Source organism: Streptomyces mobaraensis, from assembly GCF_020099395.1.
GTDB lineage: Bacteria > Actinomycetota > Actinomycetes > Streptomycetales > Streptomycetaceae > Streptomyces.
This window is the reverse complement of sequence record NZ_CP083590.1, coordinates 7348122-7365706: the sequence shown is the minus strand read 5'-3', so window position 1 is coordinate 7365706 and position 17585 is coordinate 7348122. Positions and strand designations below refer to the sequence as shown.

General features: G+C 73.5%; 14 protein-coding genes. 5 read left to right on the top strand and 9 right to left on the bottom strand.

Translation table 11 applies throughout. The annotated features are described in order from the left end of the window. Positions 1 to 92: 92 nt before the first annotated feature. The 7 genes from K7I03_RS32410 to argC all read right to left on the bottom strand — a co-directional run bounded on the left by K7I03_RS32410 (position 93) and on the right by argC (position 7424). On the bottom strand, positions 93 to 1088 hold the full coding sequence (locus tag K7I03_RS32410) for an ABC transporter substrate-binding protein (protein ID WP_185943161.1): 996 nt from the start codon (positions 1086 to 1088) through the stop codon (positions 93 to 95). A 114-nt stretch (positions 1089 to 1202) separates the two neighbouring features. Then, positions 1203 to 1442 (bottom strand): phosphopantetheine-binding protein, encoded by a 240-nt coding sequence (locus K7I03_RS32405; protein WP_185943162.1) that lies wholly within the window; start codon positions 1440 to 1442, stop codon positions 1203 to 1205. Positions 1443 to 1479: 37 nt separating this feature from the next. Next, a complete protein-coding gene (locus tag K7I03_RS32400) occupies positions 1480 to 2886 on the bottom strand; it encodes a lysine N(6)-hydroxylase/L-ornithine N(5)-oxygenase family protein (protein WP_185943194.1) in 1407 nt (468 codons plus the stop codon). 248 nt (positions 2887 to 3134) lie between these two features. After that, on the bottom strand, positions 3135 to 4259 hold the full coding sequence (locus tag K7I03_RS32395; RefSeq protein WP_185943195.1) for an acetylornithine transaminase: 1125 nt from the start codon (positions 4257 to 4259) through the stop codon (positions 3135 to 3137). A 59-nt stretch (positions 4260 to 4318) separates the two neighbouring features. Beyond that, complete coding sequence (gene argB, locus K7I03_RS32390; RefSeq protein ID WP_185943163.1) at positions 4319 to 5254, bottom strand: acetylglutamate kinase; 936 nt, start codon at positions 5252 to 5254, stop codon at positions 4319 to 4321. After that, on the bottom strand, positions 5251 to 6402 hold the full coding sequence (gene argJ / locus K7I03_RS32385) for a bifunctional glutamate N-acetyltransferase/amino-acid acetyltransferase ArgJ (RefSeq protein WP_224347332.1): 1152 nt from the start codon (positions 6400 to 6402) through the stop codon (positions 5251 to 5253). Before argJ ends, argB begins: the two co-directional genes overlap by 4 nt. Beyond that, positions 6399 to 7424 carry an N-acetyl-gamma-glutamyl-phosphate reductase gene (gene argC / locus K7I03_RS32380; RefSeq protein WP_224347331.1) on the bottom strand — a complete coding sequence of 342 codons (1026 nt, stop codon included), beginning with the start codon at positions 7422 to 7424 and terminating at the stop codon, positions 6399 to 6401. The genes argJ and argC overlap by 4 nt, the downstream gene beginning before the upstream one ends. A 371-nt stretch (positions 7425 to 7795) precedes the next feature. Here argC and K7I03_RS32375 point away from each other — a divergent pair, with 371 nt between their 5' ends. After that, positions 7796 to 8098: a hypothetical protein gene (locus tag K7I03_RS32375; RefSeq protein ID WP_185945397.1), complete on the top strand. Its 303-nt coding sequence runs from the start codon at positions 7796 to 7798 to the stop codon at positions 8096 to 8098. 575 nt (positions 8099 to 8673) lie between these two features. Further along, a complete protein-coding gene (locus K7I03_RS32370) occupies positions 8674 to 9900 on the top strand; it encodes a cation:proton antiporter (RefSeq protein WP_185945398.1) in 1227 nt (408 codons plus the stop codon). Positions 9901 to 9908: 8 nt separating this feature from the next. Here the strand turns inward: K7I03_RS32370 and K7I03_RS32365 are convergent, their stop codons facing one another. Then, positions 9909 to 12353: a SpoIIE family protein phosphatase gene (locus K7I03_RS32365; RefSeq protein WP_185945399.1), complete on the bottom strand. Its 2445-nt coding sequence runs from the start codon at positions 12351 to 12353 to the stop codon at positions 9909 to 9911. Positions 12354 to 12564: 211 nt separating this feature from the next. Between K7I03_RS32365 and K7I03_RS32360 the strand changes: the two genes are divergently transcribed. From K7I03_RS32360 to K7I03_RS32350, 3 genes are all read left to right on the top strand, one after another. Next, complete coding sequence (locus tag K7I03_RS32360; RefSeq protein ID WP_185945400.1) at positions 12565 to 13323, top strand: class I SAM-dependent methyltransferase; 759 nt, start codon at positions 12565 to 12567, stop codon at positions 13321 to 13323. 596 nt (positions 13324 to 13919) lie between these two features. After that, a complete protein-coding gene (locus K7I03_RS32355) occupies positions 13920 to 15341 on the top strand; it encodes a glycoside hydrolase family 18 protein (protein ID WP_185945401.1) in 1422 nt (473 codons plus the stop codon). 181 nt (positions 15342 to 15522) lie between these two features. Then, positions 15523 to 16335, top strand: a complete 813-nt coding sequence (locus K7I03_RS32350; protein ID WP_185945402.1) for a class I SAM-dependent methyltransferase — start codon at positions 15523 to 15525, stop codon at positions 16333 to 16335. Here K7I03_RS32350 and K7I03_RS32345 read toward each other — a convergent pair. Then, on the bottom strand, positions 16332 to 17546 hold the full coding sequence (locus K7I03_RS32345) for an SMI1/KNR4 family protein (RefSeq protein ID WP_185945403.1): 1215 nt from the start codon (positions 17544 to 17546) through the stop codon (positions 16332 to 16334). The genes K7I03_RS32350 and K7I03_RS32345 overlap by 4 nt on opposite strands. Positions 17547 to 17585: the final 39 nt, after the last annotated feature.

Genomic DNA, 17585 nt, shown 5'->3' with positions numbered 1-17585 from the left:
GGGGGGTGGGGGAGGTACGGGTTCGAGGGCCCGCCGGCCGGACCGGCGGCGGGCCCCGGTGCGCGGGGTCCGGGGGGCGAACCCCCGTCGGCCTACAGGCTCTTGAGGATCTTCTCGATCTGGTCGAGGACGTCGATCGAGGTGCCGTAGCGGTCGCTGGTGGCGTAGGTGACGGGCAGCACGTGGTCGTCCTTGGCCGCCTTCAGCAGCTTCCAGGAGGGCTTGTCCTGGAGTTCCTTGGTCTCCTTGGGCACCTCGCCGGTGGCCGCCATGCGCGGGACGAGGATGACGTCGGCGTCGGAGAGGACGTCGATCTTCTCCTGGGAGTAGGTGACCTCGTGCTCCTTGCCCTCGGCGGACGCCTTGGAGAAGTTCGCGCCGACGTCGGCGAGGATGCGGCCCACCCAGGAGGTGCGGGTGTCCACGAGGAACTCGCCGTTGCCGTAGGAGGAGGCGAGGGCCCACTTCACGGACTTGAGCTTGTCGGCGTAGCTCGACTTGATCTTGTCGGCCTTCTCCTTGTAGGTCGCCTTCAGCTTGTTGAGGGCGTCCTCCTTGCCGACGGCCTGCGCGATCTTCTCCTGGGCGTTGTAGAGGTCGCCGGGGGTCTTGATGCCGAAGTAGAGGGTGGGGGCGATGCCCTTGAGCCGGTTGATCTTCCAGTCGAACGCGGCGGCGCCCTCGACGATGATCAGGTCGGGCTTGAGCGAGGCGACCTTCTCGATGTTGGTCTCGATGCCGGAGCCGATCGAGGTGATCTTCTTGCCCTGTTCCTTCTGCGAGGGCAGCAGTTCCATCGGGTTGTTCTCGTCGATGGCGCTGGTGCCGACCGGCTCGACGCCGAGGTCGAGCAAGGCGCCGGTGGCGTAGGAGATGCTGACGATGCGCTCGGCCTTCGCGGGGACCGTCACCTTGCCGTCGGTCGTCTCGATCACCCGCTTCCCGCCGTCGCCCGCCGCGGACTTGGCGTCGTCGGACGAGTCGTCGCTGCCGCAGGCGCTCACGGTGAGCAGGGCGGCCGCGGCGAGGACGGCCGCGACGCGGCTGCGGCCGGCCTTGCGGCCGCTACGGACGGGACGGGTGTTCATGGTTCTCCTTGAGCGGGTGCGGTATGGGCTCGGCGGGCGTGTGCCCGGCGTGGCGCGAAGGGCCTGAAGTGGTGCCCACGGCCCGGTGTGGTGCGGAGTGAGGCGGGGAGGGCGTCAGACGCCGGCGGTGAGCAGGGTGTGCCAGCCGCGCAGGGTGGGCTCGGCCTCGGCGAGTTCCGTGAAGTCGGCGGCCAGGCCGCGGGCCCGCCAGCGTTCCACCAGGCTCATCAGCCGGATCGAGTCGAGTCCCAGGTCGCGCAGGTCCTCGTCGTCCGGCAGGTCGGCGGGGTCCTCGCCGAGGACGTCGGCCACGTCGAGCCGGAGGGTGTCGATCGGGACGGGGGTCGCGGGCATGCGGAGTCCTTGGATGGGGGCTTGGGGTGGGGGGAGTTCAGCCGACGGGCGTGGCGACGGTGCCCGCGGTGCCGGCGGTCTCGGCGGCGTCGGCCCGTCCTCCGGCCCGGCCCGCGAGGACGTCCCGCTCGGTGCGGCGCAGCAGCAGCGAGTCGCAGATCTCGCCGGAGCGGACGGCCAGGGTGGAGAGCAGGGAGGAGGTGATGCCGTGGGTGTGCTCGGTGCCGCCCTGGAGGTAGATGCCGACGCGGACCCGGTCGGTGGTCAGGACGCGGTGGTCCCGGTCCACGCGCAGCCGGCCCTGCTCGTCGGTGAGGCACTCGGCGGCGAGGTCGCCGAGGAGTTCGCGAGGGTCGGCCGCGTGGTAGCCGGTGGCGAACACCACGGCGTCGCAGTCCAGCGTGAACGTTTCCCCGGAGGTCAGGGAGCGGATCACCGCGCGGGCGCCGTCCGGCAGGTCCTCGACGGCGGTGAGCCGGCTGGTGTTGAGGATCCGCAGCCGCTCGCGGCCCTGGACCTTCTCCTGGTAGGCGGTGCGGTAGAGCTGCTCGATGAGCTCGCCGTCGACCACGGAGTAGTTGGTGTTGCGGTGGTAGCCCAGCAGCGTCCGCTTGACGTCCTCGGGGGCGTCGTAGAAGTGGTCGACGGCGGCCGGGTCGAAGATGCGGTTGGCGAAGGGGCTGTCGTCGGCCGGGCTGTAGCCGTAGCGGGAGAAGACCGCGCAGACCTCGGCGTCGGGGAAGGTGCGGTGCAGGTACTCGGCGCTCTCGGCGGCGGACTGGCCGGCGCCGACGACCACGAACCGGCGGTGCCGGCGGGCGGCCGGCTCGGCGGCGCGGAACAGCAGGTCGCGGTTGTGCCAGAGGTGCGGCCCGAGGGCGACGCCTTCGGGGAGGCGGGGGGTGAGGCCGGTGCCGACGGAGAGGTTGCGGGTGCGCCGCACGGTCTCGTCGGCCGGGTCCCCGACGGACCGTGAGACGACGTCCACGGCCTCCACCGTGCCGCCGCCCCCGACCGCGCGCACGGCGGTCGCGGTGCGGCCGTACTCCACGGCGGAGCCGAACGCGGCGGCGCACCACTCCAGGTAGTCGTGGAACTCGATGCGGGTGGGGAAGAACGTCTTCTGGTTGATGAAGTCGGCGAGCCGGCCGCGGTCCCGCAGGTAGCACAGGAAGGAGAAGCGGCTGCTGGGGTCCCGCATGGTGACCAGGTCCTTGAGGAAGGACACCTGCATGGTGGCACCCTCGAGGAGCATTCCGCGGTGCCAGCCGAAGCGCTCCTGGCGCTCCACGAAGCCCGCGCGGATCGCGCTGTCCGGGGCCCGGCGGTTGTGGTCGTCGATCGCGATGGCGAGGGCCAGGTTGGCGGGACCGAAGCCTATGCCGACCAGATCCTCGATGGGGGCGCCCGCCGTGTTCGCGCTGTCCCCGCGCCGTGCCGACATGCTCATCCTCTCGTCGTACCGCCCGGTCCCGGCCTTGACGGCCGTGTCGGCCGGGCATGGGTCGGGAAGGGCAACCCGCGCAATCGTTGATTAGGTATGCCTAACCTAACTTTCTCAGCAGGTCAGGTGTCAAGTCCACCGTCAGATCTCGCGTCCCAGAGGCCCCTTGGCGAGCGGCTCGCGGGACGGCGAACGGGCCGGGAGGCACGCGTCACCGCGCCCCTCCCGGCCCGCCTTTCCCGGAGAGCTCAGACGTCCAGCATCCGGGGCAACGCCCGCACGAAGGCGTCGACTTGTTCCCGCCCGATCACGAGCGGCGGCGCCAACCGGACGACGTCCGGGCCCGTCGCGTTCACCAGGAAGCCCGCCTCCAGGGCCGCCCGCTGCACCTGTACGGCCACCGGCCGCTCCAGGACGAGCCCGAGCAGCAGCCCGGCCCCGCGCACCGCGCGCAGCAGCGGATGACCGGACGCCCGGGCTCCGGCCGTCAACCGCTCCCCCATCCGCCGGACATGGGCGAGGACGTCCTCCTTCTCCAGCGTGTCGAGCACCGCCAGGGCGGCGGCACAGGACACCGGGTTGCCGCCGAACGTCGAGCCGTGCTGCCCGGGCGACAGCAGCCCGGCCGCGTCGCCGAAGGCCACGGTGGCCCCGATCGGCAGCCCGCCGCCGAGCCCCTTGGCCAGGGTCATCACATCGGGCACCACGCCGTCCGCCTGGTGGGCGAACCAGTGCCCGGTGCGGCCGATGCCCGTCTGCACCTCGTCCAGGACGAGCAGAGCTCCCGCCGCGTCGGTGATCTCGCGGGCGGCGGCGAGGTAGCCGGGCGGCGGGACGACGACGCCGTTCTCGCCCTGCACCGGCTCCAGGAACACGGCGGCGGTCTGTTCCGTGACGGCGGCGCGCAGGGCTTCGGTGTCGCCGTACGGGACGTGGGTGACGTCGCCGGGGAGCGGGAGGAAGGGCTCCTGTTTGGCCGGCTGGCCGGTGAGCGCGAGGGCGCCCATCGTCCGGCCGTGGAACCCGCCCCGCGCGGCGACGATGCGCGGCCGCCCGGTCCGCCGGGCGATCTTGAACGCGGCCTCGACCGCCTCCGCCCCGGAGTTGCAGAAGTAGACGCGTCCGTCGCGGCCGGCCAGCTCCAGCAGCCGCTCGGCCAGGGCCACCGGGGGCTCGGCCATATAGAGGTTGGACACGTGGCCCAGGGTGGCGATCTGCTCCGAGACCGCGCGGACGACGGCCGGATGTGCATGGCCGAGCGCGTTGACGGCGATGCCGCCGACGAAGTCGACGTACGTCCGCCCGTCGGCGTCCCGGACCGTCGCCCCCTCCCCGCCGACCAGCGCCAGCGGGGGTGTGCCGTAGGTGTCCATCAGCGCGCCCCGCCAGCGGTCGGCCAGCCGCTCGCCCGGCGTACGGGTGCCGTCCCCGGTCACGCGGTCACCTCCACCAGCGCGTCTTCCGGCACGCCCGGCGGCGGATCGGGCACCACGGTCGTCCCCACCGCCTCGTCCGTGAACACCTCCAGCAGCAGCGAGTGCGGCACCCGGCCGTCCAGCACGTGCGCCGCGCCCACCCCGCCCCGGACGGCCCGCAGACAGCCCTCCATCTTGGGGACCATGCCGCTCGACAGGGCGGGGAGCAGCGCCTCCAGGTCGCTCGCGGTGAGGCGGCTGATGACGTCGTCGCTGTGCGGCCAGTCCGCGTAGAGCCCCTCGACGTCGGTGAGGACGACCAGTTTCTCGGCGCCGAGCGCCCCCGCGAGCGCGGCGGCGGCAAGGTCGGCGTTGACGTTGTACACCTCGCCGTCCGCGCCCCGGGCGACCGGCGAGACGACGGGGATCCGGCCGCGGTCGAGCAGTGCCTCCACCGTGCTCGGGTCGACGGCGACGACGTCACCGACGAGGCCGATGTCGACCGGCTCGCCGTCGACCTCGGCGTGCCGCCGGACGGCGGTCATGGTGTGCGCGTCCTCGCCGGTGAGGCCGACGGCGAACGGGCCGTGCCGGTTGATCAGCCCGACGAGTTCGCGCTGCACCTGCCCGGCGAGGACCATCCGGACGACGTCCATCGCCTCCGGCGTGGTCACCCGCAGACCCGCCGTGAACTCCGAGGCGATGCCGAGCCGGTCGAGCAGCGCGCTGATCTGCGGCCCGCCGCCGTGCACGACGACCGGCCGCACTCCGGCGTACCGGAGCGACACCATGTCCTCGGCGAACGCGGCCTTCAACTCCTCGTCCACCATGGCGTTCCCGCCGAACTTGACGACGACCGTCTTGCCGTGGAGGCGGCGCAGCCACGGCAGCGCCTCGATGACGGTCCGGGCTTTGGGGGCGGCTGCGCGCCGCGAGGGAAGGGTGGGATTCATGAGGAGTAGGCGCTGTTCTCGTGGACGTAGTCGGCGGTGAGGTCGTTGGACCGGATGACGGCGGATTCGGCGCCCTCGGCCAGGTCGGCGGTGATGCGCACTTCGCGGGGCCGCATGTCGACGAGGTCGCGGTCGTCACCGACGGAGCCGTTGCGGCAGACCCACACGTCGTTGATCGCCACGTTGAGCCGGTCGGGATCGAAGGCGGCGGAGGTGGTACCGATCGCGGACAGCACCCGGCCCCAGTTGGGATCCTCACCGTGCAGCGCGCACTTGAGCAGGTTGTTGCGGGCGATGGACCGGCCCACCTCCACCGCGTCCTCCTCGCTGGCCGCGTTGATCACCTCGATGCGGATGTCCTTGCTCGCCCCTTCCGCGTCCCCGATCAGCTGCCGCGCCAGGTCGTCGCACACCTCGCGCACGGCATCGGTGAAGACGGCGGCATCCGGGACGATCCCGGAGGCGGCGGAGGACAGCAGCAGCACGGTGTCGTTGGTGGACATGCACCCGTCGGAGTCGACCCGGTCGAAGGTCGTGCGGACGGCGGCACGCAGCGCGTCGTCCAGGCCGGGCGCGTCCACGTCGGCGTCGGTGGTGAGGACGACGAGCATCGTGGCCAGCCCCGGGGCGAGCATCCCCGCGCCCTTGGCCATGCCCCCGACCACCCAGCCGTCCCGCTCCACGACCGCCGTCTTGTGCACGGTGTCCGTCGTCTTGATCGCGATGGCGGCCTGTTCCCCTCCCTCCGGGGAGAGTGCGGCGACGGCCTTCTCCACACCGGGCAGGAGCCGGTCCATGGGCAGCCGGACGCCGATCAGCCCGGTGGAGGCCACCGCCACCTCGCCGGCCGCACAGTCCAGGACCCGCGCCACGTGCTCGGCGGTGGCCCGGGTGTCCTGGAAACCTTCCGGGCCGGTGCAGGCGTTGGCGCCACCGGAGTTGAGGACGACCGCCGCCGCCTCCCCCGACTTCAGCACCTGCTGCGACCACAGCACCGGAGCCGCCTTGACCCGGTTGGAGGTGAACACCCCCGCCGCCGCCCGCCCCGGCCCCTGATTCACCACCAGCGCCACATCCGGCGCACCACTGTCCTTCAGCCCGGCCGCCACACCGGCCGCCGTGAAGCCCTTCGCCGCCGTCACACTCACGGAGCCACCCCTGTCGTGGAAAGTCCCAGCTCCTCGGCCAGCCCGAGGGCGATGTTCATGCTCTGCACCGCACCACCGGCAGTGCCCTTCGTCAGGTTGTCGATCGCGCTCACCGCGATCACGCGGCCCGCCGCGTCGTCCAGGACGACCTGGACCTGCGCCGCGTTGGACCCGGTCACCGCGCCGGTGGACGGCCAGCGCCCCTCGGGCAGGAGGCGGACGAACGGCTCGTCGCCGTACGCCTTCTCGTACGCCGCGCGGACGGCCTGGGCGGTGGTGCCGGGGCGCGCCTTGGCGCTGCACGTGGCGAGGATGCCGCGGGGCATGGGCGCGAGGGTCGGGGTGAAGGAGACGCTCACCGGCCCCCCGGCGACGGCGGCCAGGTTCTGCGCGATCTCCGGCGTATGCCGGTGCCCGCCCCCGACCCCGTACGGACTCATCGACCCCATCACCTCACTGCCCAGCAGATGCGGCCTCGCCGCCTTCCCCGCACCCGACGTCCCCGACGCCGCCACGACCACCGCCTCCAACTCCACCAGCCCCGCCGCGAACACCGGCCACAACGCCAACGACACCGCCGTCGGAAAACACCCCGGCACCGCCACCCGCTTCGTTCCCCGCAACGCCTCCCGCGCCCCCGGCAGCTCCGGCAGCCCGTACGGCCACGTCCCCGCATGCGGCGACCCGTAGAACCGCACCCACTCCCCCGCGTCCCGCAGCCGGAAATCCGCACCGCAGTCGATGAGGAGGGTGCCGGGGGCCAGTTCGCTCGCCAGCGCGGCGGACGCGCCGTGCGGGAGGGCGAGGAAGACCACGTCGTGTCCCGCGAGCACCTCGGGGGTCGTCTTCTCCAACACCCGTTCCGCCAGCGGGGCGAGGTGGGGCTGCACCTCGCCCACCGTCCGTCCGGCGTTGGAGTCGGCGGTCAGCGCGCCGATGTCGACGTGGGGGTGCCGCAGGAGCAGACGCAGCAGTTCACCGCCCGCGTATCCACTCGCGCCCGCCACAGCTATGCGCACCATGTCTGGTCCTCGGATCCGTTCCTTGCTCGTGGGGTGGGGGCCGGCCGCCGTGCGCGGGAAGGCGCGGCACGCTGCCGGAGGAGCGGGGCAACGGGCGGGCGGTCCCACCGGGCCTTTCCTGCCACCCGGACGGAGCTTAGCTTAGGCTACCCTTACCGTCTTCTGTCGACAGGGGCGGGCCCCCGCGACCCCGGGAACCCCGCCCCGCCACCCTCCCGGCGGCATCACCCGCGCGAGTGAGGTCTCCTCGCCGTTTGCCCAGAACAGGGCCGTTACGCGTCAACTCTTCCTGGTGAGGCGTCCGTTACTTCTGGTAGACAGCTCCCCGTCTCTCAAGGGCGGCCGCCCCGCCGCCCGACGGAAAGGGAAGCATGGACGAGGAAGAAGACCGCCGCCTGTACGCGATCGCGCCCGAGATCAGCCGGGTGACGGTCGGCCTGCTGCGGACGGTGGTCGGCCTGGAGCCGGCCGAGCGGGTGCCGGAGGAGGCCCTGGGGGTGGCCGACGACGTGCTGTCCCGGCTCGGCACGGACGGACTCCGGTCGCTCGTCATGAGCCTGGCCGGGTGGGCGGCGGTGGGCATGGAGAACGTCGCGCAGCTGACCGGCAAGACGTACGAGGCGCTCGTCGACGAGATCGAGCTGACCTGCCTCGAGGCCAACCCCGAGGGTTGAGGGGGCGCGGCCCGCCCGCGCCCCCCGGCCGGCGCCGGAAGGCGCGCACCCGCCCCTGAACGCGCCCGGCCCCGGCGCCGGCATCCCCCTGGCACACACCCGGAAGCCGGGCCTGCGCCGCCCGAGACCGTTGCCCCCCTCTCTTCGGTTCCGCGAGGAATCCGATGCGGCCCGGACGCCCGCGTGGTGCGCCGCCGCGCGCTTCCGGGCGCCCATAGCAGCCGACTCCCCCTCGCGGTAGGGCGGTCGGCCCGCGCCCGGAGGAAAAAGGGGGCGCACCGCGCAACTCCCCAGAAACCCGATAGGACTATTGCATTCTCCGCTAAGATGCTCCATCGAGCGATGCCATCGATCCGATGAGCGGCCCGCCCCGGGCCGTGCGGGTTCTACGACGGGGACCGACTGCGCGTCAGCTCACCGCCCGGGCCGCGGTACGTGCCCCCACGCGCACCTGCCGCCCCGCACCTCCTGTGCCGTCCGACCCGTTTTCCGTCGCCGTTCCAGGACCAGGACCCCTTCCGCATTCGCGCAGGCACAGCCGCCGCAGCCCCTCGACCGCCGGAGGACAGCCGCCCATGCACCAGACCACCACGCTGCTCATCGAACTCGGCGCCGTCATTCTCGCCCTGGGTATCCTCAGCCGCCTCGCCGGCCGGATCGGTTTCTCCCCCATACCCCTCTACCTCCTGGCGGGCCTCGCCTTCGGTCGCGGGGGCATCCGTCCGCTGGGCGCGAGCGAGGGGTTCGTCGCCACCGGGGCGGAGGTGGGCGTCGTCCTGCTGCTGCTCCTGCTGGGACTGGAGTACAGCGCCTCCGAGCTGATGAGCAGCCTCCGCACCCAATCCCCGTCCGGGGCGGTGGACTTCCTGCTCAACGCCCTGCCGGGGGCCGCCGCGGGGCTCCTGCTGGGCTGGGGCGCGGTGGCCTGTGTGGCGCTGGCGGGCGTCACCTGGGTCTCGTCCTCCGGGATCATCGCCAAGGTGCTCGCGGACCTCGGGCGGCTGGGCGCCGAGGAGACGCCGGCCGTGCTCGGCGTCCTCGTCATCGAGGACCTCGCGATGGCCGGCTACCTCCCGCTGCTGACCGCCCTCCAGGCGGGGCTGAGCATCCGGGCGGGCGGGCTGATCCTGCTGACGTCCCTGGGCACGGTCACCGCCGTGCTCTACGTGGCGCTGCGCCACGGGCACGTCATCAGCCGGGCCGTGTCCTCGGACAACCCGGAGCGGATGCTGCTGGTGGTGCTCGGGCTGACGCTGTCGTTCGCGGGGGTGGCGCAGGAGCTGCACGTGTCGGCGGCGGTGGGGGCGTTCCTCCTCGGCATCGCGCTGTCGGACGAGGTGGCGGAGGACGCCCGGGCGCTGCTGTCGCCGCTGCGGGACCTGTTCGCCGCCGTCTTCTTCCTCTTCTTCGGGCTGAGCACCGATCCGGCGTCCGTGCCCCCGGTGCTGGGCCCGGCGCTGGCGCTGGCCGGGGTGACGGTCCTCACCAAGGTGGGGACGGGCTGGTACGCGGCCCGCCGGGCGGGTGCCGCGCCCGCGGGGCGCTGGCGGGCCGGCGGGACGCTGGTCGCCCGGGGCGAGTTCTCCATCGTGATCGCCGGTCTGGCGGTGGGCGTCGAGCCGCGCGTAGGGCCGCTGGCCACGGCCTACGTCCTGGTGCTGGTGGTGCTGGGGCCGCTCGCGGCGCGGTGGACGGAACCGCTGGCGCGCCGGGTGACCCGGCGGCGCGCCGTCGCGCCCGTACCGGCGCAGGCCGGGCCGGTACGGGCGGCGCCGGCGGTGGAGCACGCGGACACCCGGTGAACAGGGCCTCAGAGGCGGTGTCCGGGCGGCAGCGGCTGTTCCGTCCAGACGGTCTTGCCCTCCCGCTCGTAGCGGGTCCCCCACCGCTCGGTGAGCTGGGCGACCAGGAACAGGCCGCGCCCGCCCTCGTCAGTGCTGCGGGCCCGGCGCAGGTGCGGCGAGGTGTTGCTGGTGTCGGTCACCTCGCAGATGAGGCTGTGGCCGCGGATGAGCCGCAGGGTGACCTGCCCCTTCGCGTACCGGTAGGCGTTGGTCACCAGTTCGCTGACGACCAGTTCCGTCGCGAAGACCAGGTCCTCCAGGCCCCACTTGGTGAGCTGCTCGGTCATCAGCCGACGGGCCGCGGCGGCGGCCTGTTCGTCGCCGGGCAGCGTCCAGGTGGCCACGCGCTCGGGGCCCAGGACGCGGGTACGGGCGAGCAGCAGGGCGACGTCGTCGTGCGGCCGGGCGGGGAGCAGGGCGTCCACCACGGCCTTGGCCGTCTCCGGCAACGGCCGGTTCGGGACGGCCAGTTGGCGGCCGAGTTCGGCGAGCGCGGAGTCGACGTCGCCGCCGGGCGACTGGATGAGCCCGTTGGTGAAGAGGGCCAGCAGGCTTCCCTCGGGGAGCTCCAGTTCCGTCGCCTCGAAGGGCAGGCCGCCCAGGCCGAGCGGGGGGCCCGGCGGCAGGTCGGGCAGGGACACCCGGCCGTCCGGGGTGACGACCGCGGGCGGCGGGTGGCCGGCGCGGGCCAGGGAGCAGCGGCGGGAGACCGGGTCGTAGACGGCGTAGAGGCAGCTGGCGCCGGTGACCTGGTCGTGGGGGAAGTCGCGGGTGTTGACCTCCTGTTCGGCGGCCAGCCGGTGCACGAGGTCGTCGAGGTGGGACAGCACTTCCTCGGGTTCCAGGTCGAGTTCGGCGAGGGTGTGGACGGCGGTGCGCAGCCGGCCCATGGTGGCGGCGGCGTCGATGCCGTGGCCGATGACGTCGCCGACGACGAGGGCGGCGCGGGCGCCGGAGAGCGGGATGATGTCGAACCAGTCGCCGCCGACGCCCTCCGCGGCGCCGGCCGGGATGTAGCGGTGGGCGACCTCGACGGCGGGCAGGTCGGGCACCTCGCCGGGGAGCAGCCGGCACTGGAGGGTGAGGGCGGCCTGGTGCTGCCGGGTGTAGCGGCGGGCGTTGTCGATGCAGACGGCGGCGCGGGCGGCGAACTCGGTGGCGAGCGTGAGGTCGTCGTCCTCGAACGGCTCCGGGCGGCGGGCGCGCCAGAGCACGACGAGGCCGAGGACGAGGCCGCGGGCGACGAGCGGCACCATCATCACGGAGTGCACGCCGAGTTCGGCCGCGCGCTCCGCCCGTTCCTGGGCGACGGCGGTCAGTCCGGCGGGCCCCCGGCCGTCCTGCACCAGCACCGGGCTCTTCTCGGCGAGGCAGCGCGCCTGGGGGCTGCCCGGCGGGAAGACGATGCGGTGGCCGACCGGGTGGAGCGCCTCTTCCACTTCGGCGACGACGGAGACGGCGGCGGCCCGGCAGACGGCGCCGGTGCCGTCCTGGGAGGGTTCCTCGCCGCGGCTGACGTTCTCCAGGAGGTCGACGGAGACCCAGTCGGCGAGCTCGGGGACGAGGACGTCGGCCAGTTCGCGGGCGGTGGTGTCGACGTCGAGGGAGGTGCCGATGCGGCGGCCGGCCTCGTCGAGCAGGGCGAGCCGCACCCGGGCGCGGTGGCGTTCGGTGACGTCCTCGACCAACTGGGTGACGCCGAGCACCCGTCCGGCCGAGTCGGTCGTCCGGAACGCCGAGACGGAGACGAACCGTTCCTCCGCCGGGGCCGCGCGGAGCCGGCAGGGCTGCTCGGTGAAGATCATGGGCCGTCCGGTCTCCAGCACCTGCCGCAGCCCCTTCTCCACGGTGTCCGCGTCGTCGGTGATGAGGAAGTCGCCGGTGCGGCGTCCGACGGCCTGCTCGGCGCGGATGCCGCCGATGTGGGCGACGGCCCTGTTGACGCGGAGAATGCTGAGGTCGGGGGCGTGCACGGCCAGCCCGATGGGCGAGCGCCGGAACAGCCCGTCGAGCACGGACCGGTCGGTCTCCCACTGGACGACCTCGTCGGCGGGGGCGCCGACCAGGAACCACTCCGGCGGGGCGTCCGGCCGGACGACGCGCCGGGCCCGGACCCCGACGTGGATCCGGGTGCCGTCGCCCCGGACCACGGGCAGCACCCCGAACCAGCCGCCGTCCCGGACGCAGGCCCTGGCCGTCTCGACGACGACGGTACGGTCGCGGGGCGCGAGGAGGACGTCGGCGGCGGGCCTGCCGGTCACGTCCTCGGCCCGGCGGCCCAGCAGCTCCGTGGTCTGCTCGCCCCAGCCGACGACCGTCCCCCGGTGGTCGAGCACCATCGTGGCCGCGCGGGCGAGCGAGAACGGGTCGTCCGGACTCTCGCTGACGGGCGTCATGGCTGCGTCCGCCATGGGCTGCCTCCTTCCGCGCGGGGCCGGCCGGCCGCGCTCGCGCCGGGACACCGTCCACCCGGGACACCTTCCACAGTGACGGGTGTCGGGCCCGCACGCCCTTCGGGGGCGTCCGGCCCGGCGGGGGCCCGGGACGGGCGGTTCCGGGCAAGCTCGGCCGGGACGGCAAATTGCTTTGTGCCCTCGTCGATTTATGGTGATGATTCGGGTTATGAACCGTGGATTCGATGATCTGGTGGCCGAGGCGGCCTCCGTTTCCGTGGACGGCTGGGATTTCTCCTGGCTGGACGGCCGGGCCACCGAGGAACGCCCTTCGTGGGGCTATCAGAAGCTGATGGCGCGGCGGCTGGCCGGGGCGTCGGCGGCGCTGGACGTCCAGACCGGAGGCGGTGAGGTGCTGGCGGGCGCCTCGGTACTGCCGCCGACGATGGTGGCCACCGAGTCCTGGCCGCCGAACGTCGCCAAGGCCACCGCGCTGCTGCACCCGCGCGGCGCGGTCGTGGTGGCGGCGCCGGACGAGCCGCCGCTGCCCTTCGCGGACGCGGCGTTCGACCTGGTGACCAGCCGGCATCCGGCGACCGTCTGGTGGTCGGAGCTCGCCCGGGTGCTGCGGCCCGGCGGTACGTACCTCGCGCAGCATGTCGGGCCGGCCAGTGTGTTCGAACTGGTGGAGTTCTTCCTCGGCCCGCAGCCCGAGGCCCGCCGGAAGCGGCATCCGGACGACGAGAGCGCCGCGGCCCGGGCCGTGGGGCTGGAGGTGGTGGACGTCCGGTCGGAGCGGCTTCGGATGGAGTTCTTCGACGTCGGCGCGGTGGTGTACTTCCTGCGAAAGGTGATCTGGACCGTTCCCGGGTTCACCGTCGACCTCTACCGGGACCGGCTGCGCGCACTGGACGAGCGGATCCGGGCGGAGGGCCCGTTCGTCGCCCACTCGTCCCGGGTGCTGTTCGAGGCCCGCAAGCCCGCCTGAGCCGGAGGCCGTCCGCGCGAACGGTCCTTGCCCGGCGGTGGGTGCCGCCGCCGGGTAGGACCGGCGCGCTTGAACGCGCGCCTCGCTGCCGCGGGCGCGCGTCCGGCTCTTCTTCACCGCGATCGGTCCGGTCTCCACCGCGACCGGTCCGGTCCTCACCGCGACCGGTCCGGGCCGGCCGTCGTGGTCCCGGTCCGTGGTGGCGGCCGCGAAGGTGCCGCCGGTCTCGTGCGGGGCCGTGCCGGTCCGCGGCAGGAAAAGCATCGATCCCCGCTGGGAGCGGCGACTGCCGACAACAATTTCCCGAGCTCGCAGGCCATTTGAGGCAGCTCCGGCGTGAGGTGACTCCGGCCCGGTGCCCTCCGGCCGGATCCCGCCGCACCCCCGGGCGGTACCGGGAGCCCCGCATCGAGCGCACTCCCGTCCCCCGCTTGTCACGACTCCCGCCTTCCCCTTGCGCGTTGACCCCCCTATGCTGCCCGGGGAACGCTGCGGTCCAGACCAACGGTGTGGAAGCAATGGGGAGTTGCGGCCATGTCCGCAGGCCCGCGCTGTTCCGCCGAGGGGGGTGCAGTCCCCACGCCTGCGGAGGAACCATGACGCTCTCTCCCACCGTCCGCCATGCCGTCGTCGCCGTCGCCGTCGCCTCAGGAACCGCTCTCTGTCTGCTGACGGGAACGGCCGCCGCCCTGCCGGCCGGCGCGGCACCGGCCCCCACCGCCCCCGCCGCTCGCGCCGCCGCCGTCGGCCCGCTCGGTGCCGAACTGCTGTCCGCCTCCGACAAGGTCGGTCTGGCCTGGACGGGCGACCAGTCCGGCAGCAAGGACCAGAACTGGGGCAACGGCGGCACCTACCACTACGTGTTGAAGCCCGTCAGCGGGCAGGCCACCCCGGACGTCGACTGGAAGGTGCGGTTCACCCTGCCCGAGGGCCAGGCGTTCGACAGCGAGTACCAGCAGGACCAGGTCACCGTCGCCGGCTCGACGCTGACCGTGGCACCGTCCCAGGACTGGCGCAGAAAGGTTCCGCAGAACGGGCTGGAGATCATCATCGCCTGGAAGGAGGACCCGTCCCCCATAGCGGCCGTCCCCGGGAAGCCCGACGCTCCCGCCACCTGGGCCCCGTACGTCGACACCAGCCTCTACCCCGAGCCCGATCTGCCGAAGATGGCGGAGGCCAGCGGGGCCCGGCAGTTCACCACGGCGTTCGTCGTCTCGGACGCCCAGGACCGGAAGACGCCGGTGTGGGGCGGCCAGCACGCGCACCCCGTCTCGGGCAACTACGGGGTCCCGCGGATCAACGCCCTGCGGCGGGCCGGCGGTGACGTGGTCGTCTCCTTCGGCGGCGCCAACAACAACGAGCTCGCCCAGGACATCACCGACGTCGGCGCCCTCACGGAGGCGTACGGCGGCGTCGTCGAGCGGCTCAAGGCGTACAAGCTGGACTTCGACGTCGAGGGCACCGCCGTGGTCGACAAGGCGGCCAACACCCGCCGGGCCAAGGCGCTCGCGGCGCTCCAGCAGCGGTACGCGGCCAAGGGCACGCCCCTGCACATCTCGTACACGCTGCCGGTCCTGGCGAGCGGGCTCACCCCGGACGGCCTGGAGGTCGTCCGCGACGCGCTGCGGAACGGGCTGGCCGTGGAAACCTGGAACGTGATGGCCATGGACTACGGCCCGCCGGTCCAGGACATGGGCCAGGCCGCCATCGACGCGGGCACCAACCTGCACGACCAGCTCGCGTCCGTCTACCCCGGCACCCCCGACGCGGCGGTGTGGAAGATGATCGGCATCACCCCGATGATCGGCGTCAACGACAGTCCCGGGGAGACCTTCCGGCTGGAGGACGCGCGCCGGCTCGCCGCGTGGGCGGCCCAGAAGCACATCGGCCGGCTGTCCATGTGGTCGGCCACCCGTGACCACCCGTGCGACAAGCCGACCGCGAGCCCAGTCTGCTCCGGCATCCCCGGCCAGCAGGAGTACGAGTACAGCAAGGTGCTCGGTACGTTCACCGGCTGACCTCCCGCACGGGTGCGCGACGGCACGGGTGCGCGACGGGACGGGTGCGCGACGGTACGGGGGCTTCCGTCCCCGTACCGGGTGGTCGGCGGCCGTGCCCGGGGTACGGGCGCGCGCCGGGACCGGTACCGTCGGTTCCGGCAGCGCCGGGGCTCCGGATCACGACGACTCCGAGGACGGTATGACCACGACTCCTCCGCTCGGCTACGCGTTCGACAACGACAGTGAGCACGCCACGGAGCAACACCGTTGCCTCGCCGCGGCGTACGACGGCTTCACCACCCACCGGCTCGCCCGGCTCCCGGTCGCCCCCGGGGCGCACTGCCTGGAGGTGGGTGCGGGCGGCGGCAGCGTCGCCCGGTGGCTCGCGGCCCGGGTGGCGCCGACGGGGTCCGTACTGGCCACGGACGTCAAACCACAGCACTCCCCGGCCGCGCCCGGCCTGCGCGTCCTCGTCCACGACGCGCGCAGCGACCCGCTGCCCGAGGGCGCGTTCGACATCGTGCACGCCCGGCTGGTGCTGATGCACCTGCCCGAGCGCATCGAGGTGCTGCGGCGGCTGGTCGGCGCGCTCCGGCCCGGGGGCTGGCTCCAGCTCGACGAGTTCGACGAGACCACCTACGGTCCGCTGGTGCCGGTGGGCGGGTGCGCCGCCGCCGCGGCGGCGGCCTACCGCGACTACCTCGACGCCAAGCTCCGCCTGCTGCGGGCGGCGGGGGTCGACCTGGCGTGGGGACGGCGGGCCGCGACCGCCATGCACCGGGCCGGGCTCGTCCGCGTCGACGCCGAGCCCGCCGTCCAGCAGTGGCGCGCCCACTCCCCCGGCACGGCCCTGCAGATCCACAACACCCACCACCTCCGGGACCGGTTCCGCTCCGCCGGCCTGACGGACGACGGGCTGCGGGCGGCCCGCGAGGTCATGAGCCACCCGGACTTCCTGGCCACCTCCTGTCTGATGTACTCGGTCCAGGGCCAACGGCCCCTCGGTTTCTAGCCCTTCGCACGGCCGCCGCCCCGGGGGACGGAGAGGAGCTCCCGCCCGCGCTCCGGGGTGATCAGCCCGGCCAGGAGGGGGTCGGCGAGGAGGACGGCCGGGGCGAGGTGGTCGTCGTTCAGCGGGCGCCACGCTCTCATGGCCTCCTTGAGCTCCGGCCAGAGGGTGTCCTCCAGGCGGCGGCGCGCCTCCTCGTCCTCCGGTGCGTCGGCGAGCCGCGCGGTGACGCGCCGCACCGCCGCGTCGAACTCCGGATTGCCGTAGGGGAAGGGGAACCCGGGCTCCCGCAGGCGCCGCCGGTGGTCGGCCACGAGCGCCCGCACGGACTCCGGCCCGCTCTCCTCCAGGGAGGTCAACGCGGGGTTCGGCCGCCCCCAGGGGCCGCGCGCGTTCTCCGTGAAGAGGAGCGGCAGCAGTTCGGGGCCGAAGAGGGGTTCGTTGCCGGCGTCGACGTACGACGATATGAGCGTGTACGGGGAAAGGGTGTGCCAGTCGCCCAGCAGCACGAGCAACTGGAAGCGGAGCAGCTGCGCCCGCCGGCGTCCGTACTCCGCCGCCTCGGCCAGCACCGCCAGGGGTTCGTCGACGGCACCGCCGAGCGCGGCCCCGCGGGCCTCCTCGACCCGGGCGTCCCAGTGGTCGCGGGTGGCGCCCGGTGGTTGCCGCAGGGCGTGGAAGGAGGCGAACTCGCCGCGCATCAGGGAGTGGAAGGAGTCGTGCCGTTCAGGCCCCATGCCCGACCAGGAGGACAGCCAGTAGGCCGCCCACTCCCCTCGCTCGTCGACGTCCTCCGGGTCGAGCAGCATGACGCAGGCGTCGCCCTCCAGGGAGAGCTTCAGCGACCGGGCGAGGATGGCCCCTTCGTCCGGCTCGCCTTCCTCGACGTCGTCCCCCGAGTACGCGTCGATCCACCCGGCTTCGTCGGAGGCGGCGAGCCAGTCGAGCCCGCGCGTCCCCGCGAGCCGGTAGACGAACGGGCCCGCGTCCCGCCACCCGTCGGTGGCCAGCAAGAACTCCCGTAGCGACGGCGGCAGTCGGCGGCCGAGCCGGGCCTCGGCCACGGCCACGTCCGCGTCGCTCGCCGGGGCGAAGCCGAGCCAGCCGTCGCGCACCACCTCCTCGTCCAGCGGGCGGTCCTGCTCCGGGTCGTGCCCGGCGATCCACTCCTCGCTCCAGCGCTTCAGGAACGGCCGCCACTGCTCGCGGTCCATCGGGGGACTCCTCCGGGTCGGGATCCCCGCGTCGTCGGG

Excerpts from the sequence above, each read along its gene's own strand:
- K7I03_RS32375 (WP_185945397.1), top strand. The coding sequence starts at position 7,796 with ATGGACGAGGAAGAAGACCGCCGCCTGTACGCGATCGCGCCCGAGATC.
- K7I03_RS32395 (WP_185943195.1), bottom strand. The coding sequence starts at position 4,259 with ATGGACACCTACGGCACACCCCCGCTGGCGCTGGTCGGCGGGGAGGGG.
- K7I03_RS32410 (WP_185943161.1), bottom strand. The coding sequence starts at position 1,088 with ATGAACACCCGTCCCGTCCGTAGCGGCCGCAAGGCCGGCCGCAGCCGC.
- argB (WP_185943163.1), bottom strand. The coding sequence starts at position 5,254 with ATGAATCCCACCCTTCCCTCGCGGCGCGCAGCCGCCCCCAAAGCCCGG.
- K7I03_RS32405 (WP_185943162.1), bottom strand. The coding sequence starts at position 1,442 with ATGCCCGCGACCCCCGTCCCGATCGACACCCTCCGGCTCGACGTGGCC.
- K7I03_RS32370 (WP_185945398.1), top strand. The coding sequence starts at position 8,674 with ATGCACCAGACCACCACGCTGCTCATCGAACTCGGCGCCGTCATTCTC.
- K7I03_RS32360 (WP_185945400.1), top strand. The coding sequence starts at position 12,565 with ATGAACCGTGGATTCGATGATCTGGTGGCCGAGGCGGCCTCCGTTTCC.
- K7I03_RS32365 (WP_185945399.1), bottom strand. The coding sequence starts at position 12,353 with ATGGCGGACGCAGCCATGACGCCCGTCAGCGAGAGTCCGGACGACCCG.
- argC (WP_224347331.1), bottom strand. The coding sequence starts at position 7,424 with ATGGTGCGCATAGCTGTGGCGGGCGCGAGTGGATACGCGGGCGGTGAA.
- K7I03_RS32345 (WP_185945403.1), bottom strand. The coding sequence starts at position 17,546 with ATGGACCGCGAGCAGTGGCGGCCGTTCCTGAAGCGCTGGAGCGAGGAG.
- K7I03_RS32350 (WP_185945402.1), top strand. The coding sequence starts at position 15,523 with ATGACCACGACTCCTCCGCTCGGCTACGCGTTCGACAACGACAGTGAG.
- K7I03_RS32400 (WP_185943194.1), bottom strand. The coding sequence starts at position 2,886 with ATGTCGGCACGGCGCGGGGACAGCGCGAACACGGCGGGCGCCCCCATC.
- K7I03_RS32355 (WP_185945401.1), top strand. The coding sequence starts at position 13,920 with ATGACGCTCTCTCCCACCGTCCGCCATGCCGTCGTCGCCGTCGCCGTC.